The 12,780-nt window shown below is 39.0% G+C and carries 10 protein-coding genes; 1 reads left to right on the top strand and 9 read right to left on the bottom strand.

The window, feature by feature from the left end; translation table 11 throughout:
* Positions 1–350: 350 nt before the first annotated feature.
* The 4 genes from J9537_RS06090 to J9537_RS06075 form a co-directional block, all read right to left on the bottom strand.
* Positions 351–1,427: a hypothetical protein gene (locus J9537_RS06090; protein WP_218257096.1), complete on the bottom strand. Its 1,077-nt coding sequence runs from the start codon at positions 1,425–1,427 to the stop codon at positions 351–353.
* A 462-nt stretch (positions 1,428–1,889) separates the two neighbouring features.
* Positions 1,890–2,759 carry a class II fructose-bisphosphate aldolase gene (locus tag J9537_RS06085; protein ID WP_010744528.1) on the bottom strand — a complete coding sequence of 290 codons (870 nt, stop codon included), beginning with the start codon at positions 2,757–2,759 and terminating at the stop codon, positions 1,890–1,892.
* A gap of 180 nt (positions 2,760–2,939) precedes the next feature.
* Positions 2,940–4,550, bottom strand: a complete 1,611-nt coding sequence (locus J9537_RS06080) for a CTP synthase (RefSeq protein ID WP_010744527.1) — start codon at positions 4,548–4,550, stop codon at positions 2,940–2,942.
* A 189-nt stretch (positions 4,551–4,739) separates the two neighbouring features.
* Positions 4,740–5,189 carry a YueI family protein gene (locus J9537_RS06075; protein ID WP_218257095.1) on the bottom strand — a complete coding sequence of 150 codons (450 nt, stop codon included), beginning with the start codon at positions 5,187–5,189 and terminating at the stop codon, positions 4,740–4,742.
* Between the two features lie 232 nt (positions 5,190–5,421).
* On the opposite strand from J9537_RS06075, the gene J9537_RS06070 reads away from it, so the two are divergent.
* Positions 5,422–7,041 carry a SulP family inorganic anion transporter gene (locus tag J9537_RS06070; protein WP_218257094.1) on the top strand — a complete coding sequence of 540 codons (1,620 nt, stop codon included), beginning with the start codon at positions 5,422–5,424 and terminating at the stop codon, positions 7,039–7,041.
* Between the two features lie 60 nt (positions 7,042–7,101).
* Here the strand turns inward: J9537_RS06070 and J9537_RS06065 are convergent, their stop codons facing one another.
* From J9537_RS06065 to gap, 5 genes are all read right to left on the bottom strand, one after another.
* Positions 7,102–7,806, bottom strand: coding sequence for a hypothetical protein (locus J9537_RS06065; protein ID WP_218257093.1), 705 nt, complete (start codon positions 7,804–7,806; stop codon positions 7,102–7,104).
* 269 nt (positions 7,807–8,075) lie between these two features.
* Positions 8,076–9,389: a phosphopyruvate hydratase gene (gene eno / locus J9537_RS06060; protein ID WP_010744523.1), complete on the bottom strand. Its 1,314-nt coding sequence runs from the start codon at positions 9,387–9,389 to the stop codon at positions 8,076–8,078.
* A gap of 116 nt (positions 9,390–9,505) precedes the next feature.
* Positions 9,506–10,261 carry a triose-phosphate isomerase gene (gene tpiA, locus J9537_RS06055; RefSeq protein WP_010744522.1) on the bottom strand — a complete coding sequence of 252 codons (756 nt, stop codon included), beginning with the start codon at positions 10,259–10,261 and terminating at the stop codon, positions 9,506–9,508.
* 148 nt (positions 10,262–10,409) lie between these two features.
* Positions 10,410–11,600: a phosphoglycerate kinase gene (locus J9537_RS06050; RefSeq protein WP_010744521.1), complete on the bottom strand. Its 1,191-nt coding sequence runs from the start codon at positions 11,598–11,600 to the stop codon at positions 10,410–10,412.
* Positions 11,601–11,748: 148 nt separating this feature from the next.
* Positions 11,749–12,750 (bottom strand): type I glyceraldehyde-3-phosphate dehydrogenase, encoded by a 1,002-nt coding sequence (gene gap / locus J9537_RS06045; protein ID WP_010744520.1) that lies wholly within the window; start codon positions 12,748–12,750, stop codon positions 11,749–11,751.
* Positions 12,751–12,780 lie beyond the last annotated feature (30 nt).

The raw sequence follows: 12,780 nt of genomic DNA, 5'->3' as shown, positions 1-12,780 counted from the left end.
ATTGCTTGTATAAAAAGGAAGCATTCTCAAATCACGTGAGAAAATAAGCAAGTTCTTTTCACTCAAGGATGTTTTTGATTAGTAGAGGACTATTTTTCATCTTCATCCCAAATGCTTGGGATAATTTATTAGATTTATTCAAATATTTTATTGAGAAATACCGTTTTCAAGTTTAATTGAAGATTTTTTTCTAATTAGGAACAGCAATAGTATCGTAAGATTAATCGGACGATTAAAAACCTGTAGATAGTTCTTTTTTTGCGGAAACGATGCTAACTTTAATCGGTGATTTCAAAGAATAACCATCATAAATTCAGCCGAAAATCCACCTACCTTCACAGAAAGAAGGCCTATTTTCTCTTGTTCCTCTTTCTATTCTTTTTCCCATTTATAGTATTCATCAGAGTTTTCTTTTTTTCCTCTTCAAGATACTTTTTATTTTTCGTTTTGCGACCTTGGGACTTCTTTGGAAATAGGGAGCGGAAAGTTTTCTTCTCTTTTGTCTCAGTTGCTTCTTTTGTAAGGGCTGGTATTGATACTGCTTGATTCAAAGACTGATTGACAGAATCCAAAAGAGCTTCTTGTTCGGAGTCCTCCTCTTGAAGCAGCCGCAGGTTCGTCAATGTCGCTCCTTCTGGTAATTGCTCTTCGACAATCTTTCGCAGCTCCTCTGGGCTCAAATCCTTCAAGTCAACATCTGGCGGCAGAGAAATCCCTATTTCCTGTTCATTTTCATTTTGTTCAAGCTGCACAGCATCCGTCCATTGATGATCAGTACTATTTTCTTTTGATGATGCCTTTTTTGTTGCTCTCTTTTTCTCCCAAAGTGAGCGGCGAGTACAATTCATTAAATCAGAGTTTACTAGTTCCACAAAAAGACGAGTACCATCCTTTTCAAAAACTGTCAAAGTAGTCAAAAGCTCCAAGATAGCCTGCCACTTCATATCAGATATTTTTGGATCAGCATCGCGTAAGCTCCAAGTATGGGATTTCCCATCTCCTTTTAAGAAAATGGATATAAATTTATATTGCTTATTTTCTAGCTCATCGATTGGTGTGGTCTTTTCCAATAAAAACTTTTTATACTGATGGAGAGCCTCATCAACGGAAAGATAATCCTTCTTACGCTTGTACACTCGTTCGATTACTCTCTCCCAATCACTGCTTTTGAAATAATTCTTAAAAAAGGGAGCAAGCCTTCGAATAGTATCATTCGGGTCAGATCGTAGCAGAATCTCATGAATAACAGCTTCCAGCATTCCCGAAAAATCATTTACAGATAATGCGTTACGCAACAAAAGTGCAAACGCGTATTGTATTACCACTGTCGCATCCTTAGTCTCATCATAGTATTTTTCAATTCTAGCTTCCACTGTTGCTCTCTTCATTCCAAATATCTGGCGACTTGTTAATTTTACCATTGACATGCTGCATGCTCCTCACTATCCACAAATTATTTAACCGCTTTCAAAAAGCTTTTCTAAAACTAATATACACTAAAAGTAACTGAGATTTAGTGGCACTTCGCAAAACAATAACTCATTCTTTTTACTATTAATTTTAGAAAAGAGTTTGAAACTCATACCTTTTTTCTCCTTTATTCATTGTTTGCTTCTACCTATCATAAAGATCGCAAAGTCTTCATTTACAGAAAAAAAGCCGTCTTCTCATGCAACTTTGATAGTAAGTTCACCAATTCTTATTACTGAACGAACAATCGAGTTTAGACTCCTCGGCTTTTTTGTAACCATTTTCAAGGCAATGAGACTAAATAAAAGTGTTCAAAGATTGTTTTTATCAGGTTTCATAAGCCACTATCTTCTTTCCTTTTAAGGTAAAAAAAAAGACTGCCACAATTGACAGTCTTCAATCAAAATGTATGAATCAAATTAAGCTTTGTTTGCTGAACCGAACCAGTCAATGTGTTCTTCAGCATCTTTAACGATTGCAGCAACACCTGGTGCCAACAATTTACGAGGGTCAAAGCCTTTTCCTTCTTTATCTTTGCCAGCTTCGATATATTCACGAGTAGCTTTAGCAAATGATAATTGGAATTCAGTGTTAACGTTAACTTTAGAAACACCCATTGAGATTGCTTTTTGGATTTGTTCTTGAGGAATACCTGATCCACCGTGTAATACTAAAGGCACATCATTACCTACAGCATCAGCAATCGCTTGTAAGTGGTCAAATGCTAAACCTTTCCAGTTTTCAGGGTATACACCATGAATGTTACCGATACCGCATGCTAAGTAGTCAATACCTGTAGCAACCATTTGTACACATTCGTCGATGTCAGCTAATTCACCAGCACCGATGATTCCGTCTTCTTCACCACCGATTGAACCAACTTCACACTCTACTGAGATACCTTTAGCGTGAGCTTTTTCAACAACGTCTTTAGCCAATTTCAAGTTTTCTTCAAATGGAAGATGAGAACCATCAAACATGATTGAAGTGTAGCCAACTTCGATACATTCTAAAGCAGCTTCGTAGTCACCATGGTCTAAATGGATTGCAACTGGTACAGTGATACCCATTGAGTCTACTAAATCAGTGATGATATCTTTAGCAACTTTGTATCCGCCCATGTATTTCGCTGCACCCATTGAAGTTTGGATAAGAACTGGTGCTTTTTTAGCTTCTGCAGCTTTTAGAATAGCTTGAGTCCATTCTAAGTTGTTTGTGTTGAATCCACCTACTGCATATCCGCCTTTACGTGCAGCTTTTAAGAATTCTGCTCCTGATACTACTGGCATAAAAAATTCCTCCTAAGGTTTTTTACTATTTGGTTAAGCCATGCTTAACTAACGTGTTAATTCTATCAAAGTTTCGGCATCTTTGCTACTCCAAACCTTCCGATAAAACCTTTACATTTCAACTTTTTTGCTTTTCTTGTAAAAAAACTGAAAGGCGACTAGGCCTTTCAGTCAAATTTACTATTTTGCTTCTTTACTTTCTAATGACGCACCTACGAAAGCTTTGATCAATGGTTGAGGACGGTTTGGACGAGAAATTAATTCTGGATGGAATTGACAGCCCACAAAGAATTTATTTTCAGGAATCTCAACGATCTCAACTAAACGATTATCTGGAGACACCCCTGAGAAAACCAAGCCTTTGTCTTCAAATAATTGACGGTATTGATTGTTGAATTCATAGCGATGACGATGACGTTCTTGGATGACGTCTTCGTTTCCATAGGCTGCAGCCGTTTTGCTGCCTTTTTTCAGCTTACATGGATACAATCCAAGACGTAATGTACCACCCAAGTTCTCAACATTTTCTTGATCTGCCATTAAATCAATGATGTTGTTTGCAGTGTCCGGTACTGTTTCAGCTGAATTAGCATCTTCTAGCCCAGCAACATTACGAGCAAATTCTACACAGGCCATTTGCATTCCTAAACAAATACCTAAGAACGGTACATCGTTCTCACGTGCATAACGAATCGCCTCGATCTTCCCTTCGATCCCGCGATCACCAAAACCACCAGGAACTAAAATACCATCCGCATCTCCAAGCATTTCTTCCACATTCTCACGTGTAACTTCTTGAGATTGAATCCACTCGATTTCAATATCAGAATCGTAAGCAAAACCAGAATGTTTCAAGGCTTCCACTACAGAAATATAGGCATCTGGCAATTCTACATATTTTCCTACCAATGCAATTTTTACTTTCTTTTTAAGATTCAAGACTTTTTCTTCAAGCGCTCGCCACTCTGTCATATCCGCAACAGGTACGTCAAGTTTCAAATGCTCACAAACAATTTGATCCATTCCTTGTGCTTGTAATGCCAAAGGAATTGAATAAAGTGTTTCAACATCACGAGACTCGATAACTGCCTCTGGTGCAACATCACAGAATTGAGCCAATTTGTTTTTTGTACTTTGTGAAATAGGTTGTTCTGTACGAACCACTAAAATATTTGGCTGAATCCCTAGACCACGTAATTCTTTTACGCTGTGTTGTGTTGGCTTTGTTTTCATTTCTCCAGCAGCTTTTAAGAAAGGAATCAATGTTGTATGGATATACATAACATTATCCGCACCCACTTCAGCCTTCATTTGACGCAATGCTTCTAAAAATGGCAATGATTCAATATCACCAACAGTTCCACCAACCTCTGTAATAATAACATCAGAATCTGTCATTTTTGCAGCACGCATGATTTTTGATTTGATTTCATTCGTGATGTGAGGGATAACTTGGACTGTTGCCCCTAAGTATTCGCCTTTACGTTCTTTGCGAATAACTTCTGAATAGATTTTTCCTGTCGTTACGTTGGAGTATTGATTCAAGTTAATGTCGATAAAACGTTCATAGTGACCTAAGTCCAAATCCGTTTCAGCACCATCATCTGTTACAAAAACTTCTCCGTGTTGGTAAGGACTCATCGTACCTGGATCGACATTAATATATGGATCGAATTTTTGGATGGTAACTTTCAATCCCCGATTTTTAAGCAAACGACCCAATGATGCTGCCACGATCCCTTTGCCAATTGATGAAACTACGCCGCCAGTTACAAAAATATACTTTGTCATAAATGAAAAAACTCCTTCATACTAATTTGCAGGAAACGTCTAGAAAAAACAAAGAAAGCTCCCTATCCAATTTGAATAGGGAGCTGTGATTTCACTAAACACTTGACCCTTACTAAAAGGGTGCCCAAGCAGTATAATACCGACACTTTGGAAAAATGTCAACCGTAATTATTCGTTGCTTAATTTTCTTTAATCAAATAAACGACCAAAAAAGCTTTTCTTTTTCTCCGAAGGCTCTTTGCTATCTGAATTAGTTGAAGGATATTTTTCTTCAATATCAATAATCTCTTCATTGACAGCATGGTCTGTAACCAATAATAACCCGATACTATCTTCTGATTCAACTGTTGCATCATTTACGATCGTAAAATCGACTGAATTTTTAGACGCTAGTGTGATGAAATCCGCTTGTACTTTTTCATCTACAGCGCCATTGATCAATAATTTACCTTCTGGGTATTTTTTAATCTCAGTAATTAGATTTTTTTGGTCTTGCTGATTTTTCATCTCTCGTACCGTCATACTTGCAAAACAACGCTCACGAAAGGTTCCCAAATATTTTCGCTGTTCATCTGGATTGATTCGTGCTGCCCCAAAACGTCCTTTATCTAGATGTTGCTGCAATTCATCTTTTGCCATCTCTCTCACTTCCCTATAATAAAATTTCCTTTGGCTCCAGTATATCAAAATCGTCAAAAAAATGCTGAATCTCAGCCAAAAGTAATCAAAAACCAAAAGTTGGCTTGAAAACATAAGAAAACCATTGTACTTTTATTCTTACTCTTTTATAGTTAAAGATGGTTTTAAAAATTTTGTTAAAAGCCCGTTCATTTACGGGCTTTTGTGGTATTTTCAAAAAAAGGAGTGTTTTGTGATCAAGCGTTATACGAATTTGTTACAACAGGAGTTTCGCCATTACTCTAAGAGAAAACTTCAAAAGGATTTATTATCAGGTCTGACTGTTGCTGCTGTGGCATTACCCTTAGCTTTGGCTTTTGGTGTATCCAGTGGAGCCGATGCAGCAGCAGGAATGATTACGGCTATTATTGCAGGCCTCGTTATTGGCACTCTTTCAGGCGGATTTTATCAGATTTCTGGTCCAACTGGTGCAATGGCTGCCATCTTAACTGGAATTATCGCTTCGCAAGGGTTAGCGGGTGTCTTAGTCGCCACCTTCATCGCAGGCATCCTATTACTGATAGCTGGATTGTTTAAGCTTGGAAGTCTCACTTCCTTCATTCCATCACCTGTAATTACAGGGTTTACTTCCGGGATCGCCATCATCATTGCTTTAGGACAGATTGATAACTTCTTCGGCACAACATCTAGTGGCGAGAGTGCTCTAGCAAAACTGATCAGCTACCGATCCGGTTTTTCCCCAGATTTTCCTACACTGATTTTGGGTATAATCGTTTTATTATTGTTGATCTTTTATCCCAAAAAATGGAATCAGGTCCTACCAGCTTCACTGGTCGCAATTATTCTAGCAACTTTTGCTTCTATTATTTTTAATTTGCCAGTCGCAAAAGTTGGCAAAATTCCCACGTCACTACTTACTAGCGAACGTCTTCATCTAGCAACTCTTAATCTCTCATTAGTAAAGCAATTATTTTTACCTGCGATTAGCATTGCAATGCTGGGTATGATAGAAAGCTTACTCTGCGGAGCCTCTGCCGGACGCATGACCGGAAAAGATCTCGACAGCAATCAAGAATTGATCGCTCAAGGAATCGGAAACATGCTTCTGCCTTTCTTTGGAGGGATCCCAGCAACCGCTGCGATCGCAAGAACCAGTGTGGCAATAAAATCGGGTGCGCAGACACGGTTAGCCGGAATTTTTCATGCACTCTTCCTATTTTTGTCGATGATTATTTTTGCACCGATCATGTCGCAAATCCCAATGGCTGCTCTTGCCAGTGTTCTACTTATTACAAGCTGGCGGATGCACGAATGGACGACCATTAGAACAATGTCCAAGCAGAAAAATCGGTCAGCGATTCTTCTATTCGTTGTAACTATGCTAAGCACGATCATTTTCGATTTGAGCATTGCAATCGTCATCGGTGTCATCTGCGGCTGTATTTTCTTTATCGCCAAAAGTTCGCGTATTTCTATTATCTCCGAAGAAATTGATTGGACAAGAATGGACCTGCCGCATTCTGAGGTTGGCTCTAATTGGGCAGTCATCTACATCACCGGTCCATTGTTCTTTATGTCAGCGAATCAGCTGAAAAGAGAACTGGATCAAGCCGTCGACAAGGAAGGGATCATCTTTTCACTTCGCGGTGTTCCAAGCATCGATTTGACTGCACGAGACACCTTTGCCGATTATTTCTCAGTTGCTGCATTAAACAATCAAAAATTGATTTTTACTTCGATGCAGCCTGAGGTGGAAAAACAGTTCCAGCAATTATGGGATAAACAAGTCCATCGTCCCATCCAGCATCCTACCGTTGCACATGCACTTCATGCATTGCATCAAGCATACTAAAACAGTCAAAAGAGCTGCGAGAAAGTTTCTCGCAGCTCTTTTGACTAATTTGATCCGTCACTATTCCATTTCTTCTAGTTGTTTGCGTCTTATTTCTTCTGTTTGCCTATTTAAATCATTCTCAGCCTGAGACAACTCTTCAAACGTCAAGATTCCATCGTTATTCAGATCTGCTTGAGAAGTTTCTTCGCTAATCACTCGTTCACCGTTTGGCAAGACGCGAAGAACCGTGACAGCTGCTCCGCTAGGGCTTACCAACACCTTACCAACCTGATCATCCTTTTGAGGCTGTTCAGCTGACGCCTCCGGAGTTGCCGGTGCTGCCGACTGATTCGTTTCACTAGACGGTTGTGGTACCGCCACTTCACTGGAAGTCGAGGATTCTTCAGAGCGTAAATAACTCTTAGACGGCTCTATCTTAATCTTCTTTTCCGCCTCTACGCCGTTTACTTTCGAAGTCAACGTTAGTTCTTTCGTTTTTGGTTCGGTCAATTGGTACTCGATACGAAACAGACCATGTTCATCCGCAGTTTCCTTTTGATCATCCACAGAAACTGTCGCATTTGGATCAGTCGTACCAGTGATAATTGCTTTACCTAGTTCATCGGTTTCGAACGTTTTGAAACTAATAATTTCAAGTTTCTTTTTTTCTTCAGAAGAAGACTCTGAAATACTAGACACTCTCTTTTGCTCTTTATCTGTATTACACCCCGCCAACAAAAAAATACTCGCAGTAACAACCGCTAACCCAACAATCTTTTTCATAAATCCCTCCAAAGCTTAGTGTAGAATAACTCTCTTATCTCTTTTGCATCATTAAATTGATTATTTCTATTCTCCTTAGTAATTCAATTATAACAAAAGAAAACTTACTAAGAAATATATTCTTGGTTTTGTTACTCAGTAATAAGAATCTCATATAAAGAATAACGCAAAGGAGTCTGTCTCACTATTTTTAGAAATCTCTTCGAAAAAAAAGGCCGTGGTACAAAAGCACCACAGCCTTAATTCTTTATTCGTTTGTTCAACGCTAATTATTTACCGATGAATGGGTTGTTTTTTAAGTTGTAGAAAGATTTGATTCCTTTGTATTCTGCAACATCACCCAATTGGTCTTCGATACGTAATAATTGATTGTATTTAGCAATACGGTCAGTACGTGAAAGAGAACCAGTTTTGATTTGACCAGCGTTTGTTGCAACAGCGATATCAGAGATTGTTGAATCTTCTGTTTCACCAGAACGGTGAGATACAACTGCAGTGTAGCCAGCTTCTTTAGCCATTTCGATAGCATTGAAAGTTTCTGTTAAAGTACCGATTTGGTTAACTTTGATAAGGATTGAGTTAGCAACACCTAAATCAATTGCTTTAGCTAATTTTTCAGTGTTTGTAACGAACAAGTCATCACCAACTAATTGAACTTTATCGCCTAAAGCTTCAGTTAATTTCTTAGTACCTTCCCAGTCGTTTTCGTCTAAGCCGTCTTCGATTGAGATGATTGGGTATTTCGCAACTAATTCTTCGTAAAATGCGATCATTTCTTCAGTTGTTTTTTCGCCTTCGCCTGAATCAGCTAAAACGTAAACACCTTTTTCTTTATCGTAGAATTCTGAAGAAGCAGCGTCCATAGCAAGAACGATATCTTTACCAGGTACATAGCCAGCTTTTTCAATAGCTTCGATAATTACTTCAAAACCTTCTTCATTAGAACCAAGGTTAGGAGCGAATCCACCTTCGTCACCAACTGAAGTAGCAAGACCTTTAGCTTTTAAGATTGAAGCTAAAGCGTGGAATACTTCTGCACCATAACGTAAAGCTTCTTTGAATGTAGGAGCGCCAACAGGCATGATCATAAATTCTTGGAAGTCGATAGAGTTATCAGCATGTGATCCACCATTGATGATATTCATCATAGGAGTAGGCAAAACTTTTGTATTGAATCCGCCAAGGTAGTTGTACAATGGGATTTCTAAGAAGTCAGCAGCTGCACGAGCAACAGCGATAGAAACACCAAGAATAGCATTTGCACCTAGTTTACCTTTGTTAGGAGTGCCATCTAGTTCGATCATAGCAGCATCGATTGCAGCTTGGTCGCGTACGTCGTAGCCAATGATTGCTTCAGCAATAATGTTGTTTACATTATCAACTGCTTTAGTAACACCTTTACCGCCGTAACGAGCTTTGTCGCCATCACGTAATTCAACGGCTTCGTATTCACCTGTTGAAGCACCTGAAGGAACCATACCGCGGCCGAATGCGCCGTCTTCTGTATAAACTTCTACTTCGATTGTTGGGTTACCACGTGAGTCTAGGACTTCGCGTGCGTAAACGTCTGAGATAATTGACATGTTTTGTCTCTCCTTTAAAATTTGTTTTTGTAAATAGGGGTTATAAAACCCTTATAACCAATATTAGTGAAAATCGCGGTCAGTTGCAAACAAAAGCTGCAATTTTCGTTAAAAAATTATTTTGCGCCTTCAAGTAAAGCTAAGAATGAATCAGCTTTTAAGCTGGCTCCACCGACCAAAGCGCCGTCAACGTTTTCTTTTGCCATATATTCAGCAATGTTTTCTGGTTTTACAGAACCGCCGTATTGGATACGAACAGCTTCAGAAACTTCTTTGCCATAAATACCTTCAACTGTTGAACGAACAACGCCGCAGATTTCGTCAGCGATTTGTGCATCAGCAGATTTACCAGTACCAATAGCCCAAATTGGTTCATAAGCAATAACCATGCTTGAAACTTGTTCAGCAGAAAGATCTGCTAATCCAGCTTTGATTTGTCCTTCGATCCATTCAGCTGTTTTACCAGCTTCATATGTTTCTAAAGATTCACCACAGCAAAGAATTGGCAACATACCGTTAGCAAAGATTGCTTTGGCTTTTTTGTTGATTTCTTCGTCTGTTTCATGGAAGTATTCACGGCGTTCTGAATGGCCGATGATTACATAGTCCACACCAAGATCCGCTAAAGCTGCAGGTGAAGTTTCACCAGTGAATGCTCCAGCATTTTCCCAGTAGCAGTTTTGAGCAGAGATTTTTAAATCAGTGCCTTTTGCTGCTTCAACTAATTCTTGTAAAAACAAAGCAGGTGATCCAATCACTGAATCTACTTTATCATTTGCAGGAATGTTGTTTTTTACTGCTTCTGCAAAATCTTTTGCTTCTGAGGCAGTTAAATTCATTTTCCAGTTACCAGCAATAATTGGTTTACGCATTTAGAATAGCTCCTTTTTTCTTTTTGTCTAGCTTTATGAGCTAGCTCTTCTCAGTAATAAGTAAAAATTTTAAGAAACTTGAAAAGCAGTTTATCAAAATTTTAGACTTATTGATCGAGAGCTGAACGAGCTCGTACCGCTTTCCTGACTATTTATCGTTGATTGCTGCAAGACCAGGTAATTCTTTACCTTCTAGTAATTCAAGACTTGCGCCGCCACCAGTTGAAATGTGAGTGAATTTGTCAGCAAAGCCAAGTTGTTCAGCTGCAGCTGCAGAGTCTCCACCACCGATGATTGTAGTAGCATCTGTTAAGTTAGCGATTGCTTCGCAAACACCGATTGTTCCGCGAGCAAAGTTGCTCATTTCAAACACACCCATAGGTCCGTTCCAGACAACTGTTTTTGCACCTTCTAAAGTTTGTGCAAATAAAGCAATTGATTCAGGCCCAATGTCAAGTCCCATTTGTCCTTCAGGAACATCACCCGTATGTTCTTCTGTAGGAACGTCGTTTGAAAATTCAGCTGCTGTGATTGAGTCAACTGGTAAAACTAATTTGTCGCCAGCTGCTTCGATCAATTCCTTAGCCAAGTCTACTTTATCAGCTTCTACTAATGAGTTACCGATTTCCATCCCTTTAGCTTTATAGAATGTATACGTCATTCCGCCGCCGATCAAAATTTTGTCTGCTTTAGGAATCAAGTTTTTAATTACGCCGATTTTATCAGAAACTTTTGCTCCACCTAAAATAGCGATCATAGGACGTTTAGGTTCTTCAACCGCTTCGCCGATGAATTTGATTTCTTTTTCCATTAAGAATCCAGCAACAGTTGGAATTCCAGTAGAAGCAATACCTACGTTAGAAGCATGAGCACGGTGAGCAGTACCGAATGCATCATTTACGAAAACATCGCCTAATGAAGCCCAGTATTTACCAAGTTCAGCGTCATTTCCGCTTTCTTTTTTACCGTCAATATCTTCGAAACGAGTGTTTTCAAAAACAACTACGTCGCCGTCTTTCATGTCTGCAATTGCCGCTTCCAATTCAGAACCACGAGTTTCAGGTACAAATGTTACATTTTTGCCTAATAATTCGCTTAAACGTTCAGCTACAGGTTTTAATGATTTGCCTGCTTTATCTTCTTCTGTTTTCACACGACCTAGGTGAGAGAACAAAATTGCTTTACCGCCTTGTTCTAAAATGTAGTTGATTGTTGGCAACGCCGCTTTAATACGAGTGTCATCCGTAATCACGCCATCTTTAACAGGAACGTTGAAGTCCACACGAACTAAAACTTTCTTGTCTTTCAAGTCAAGATCTTTAACTGTCATTTTTGCCATGAAAGAAAACCTCCAAATAGTTTTTTTAAATCTTTTCTATTATACAACTCTTTTCGAGAAAAGAGCCAATGATAAACTTACGAAAAAAACGGAGAAGCGCGTTGCTTCCCCGCCTTTTTTCAGACAATGTTGTTGTTTAAAATAATTCTTATAGTTTAGCGAAATATTCTAAAGTACGAACCAATTGAGCAGTGTATGACATTTCATTGTCATACCAAGCAACAGTTTTAACTAATTGTTGGTCGCCAACTGTCATAACTTTAGTTTGAGTTTCGTCAAACAATGATCCGTAAGTCATACCTACGATATCTGAAGAAACGATTTCGTCAGTGTTGTAACCGAATGATTCGTTAGATGCTGCTTTCATCGCTGCATTTACTTCATCAACAGTCACTTTTTTGTTAAGAACAGTCACTAATTCAGTTAATGAACCAGTTGCAACAGGAACACGTTGAGCAGCTCCGTCTAATTTACCGTTCAAGTCAGGAATAACTAAACCGATCGCTTTAGCAGCACCAGTTGAGTTAGGCACGATGTTTGCTGCAGCAGCACGTGCACGACGGAAGTCACCTTTAGGATGAGGTCCATCAAGAGTCATTTGGTCACCTGTGTAAGCATGGATAGTTGTCATTAATCCTTCAACAACACCAAATTCGTCATTTAAAGTTTTAGCCATAGGAGCTAAACAGTTAGTAGTACATGAAGCACCAGAGATAACTGTTTCGTCACCAGTTAAAGTTTCGTGGTTAGTGTTGTAAACGATTGTTGGAACATCGTTACCACCAGGAGCTGAGATAACAACACGTTTAGCACCAGCTGTTAAGTGTTTTTCAGCAGCAGATTTTGAAGTGAAGAATCCAGTACATTCTAATACGATATCTACTCCTAGTTCTCCCCAAGGTAATTCTTCTGGGTTGCGGTTAGCAAGAACTTTAACTTCTTTTCCGTTCACGTTGAATGAACCTTCATGAACTTCAACAGTTCCGTTAAAGCGACCTTGAGTTGTATCATATTTTAACAAGTGAGCCAACATTTTAGCGTCTGTTAAATCGTTGATAGCTACAACTTCCAATCCTTCTACATCTTGGATACGGCGGAATGCTAAGCGTCCGATACGTCCAAATCCGTTAATTCCAACTTTTACTGTCATTTAAGATTTCCTCCTTATGGAATCAAAAAA

Source organism: Enterococcus raffinosus, from assembly GCF_019175485.1.
GTDB lineage: Bacteria > Bacillota > Bacilli > Lactobacillales > Enterococcaceae > Enterococcus_A > Enterococcus_A raffinosus.
The sequence above is the reverse complement of the archived record's forward strand: the minus strand, read 5'-3'. Positions and strand labels throughout refer to the sequence as shown.

Bases quoted from the DNA above. Each gene is read 5' to 3' on its own strand.
- eno (WP_010744523.1), bottom strand. From the start codon at position 9,389: ATGTCAATTATCTCAGACGTTTACGCACGCGAAGTCCTAGACTCACGT.
- J9537_RS06080 (WP_010744527.1), bottom strand. From the start codon at position 4,550: ATGACAAAGTATATTTTTGTAACTGGCGGCGTAGTTTCATCAATTGGC.
- J9537_RS06050 (WP_010744521.1), bottom strand. From the start codon at position 11,600: ATGGCAAAAATGACAGTTAAAGATCTTGACTTGAAAGACAAGAAAGTT.
- tpiA (WP_010744522.1), bottom strand. From the start codon at position 10,261: ATGCGTAAACCAATTATTGCTGGTAACTGGAAAATGAATTTAACTGCC.
- J9537_RS06065 (WP_218257093.1), bottom strand. From the start codon at position 7,806: ATGAAAAAGATTGTTGGGTTAGCGGTTGTTACTGCGAGTATTTTTTTG.
- gap (WP_010744520.1), bottom strand. From the start codon at position 12,750: ATGACAGTAAAAGTTGGAATTAACGGATTTGGACGTATCGGACGCTTA.
- J9537_RS06090 (WP_218257096.1), bottom strand. From the start codon at position 1,427: ATGTCAATGGTAAAATTAACAAGTCGCCAGATATTTGGAATGAAGAGA.
- J9537_RS06075 (WP_218257095.1), bottom strand. From the start codon at position 5,189: ATGGCAAAAGATGAATTGCAGCAACATCTAGATAAAGGACGTTTTGGG.
- J9537_RS06085 (WP_010744528.1), bottom strand. From the start codon at position 2,759: ATGCCAGTAGTATCAGGAGCAGAATTCTTAAAAGCTGCACGTAAAGGC.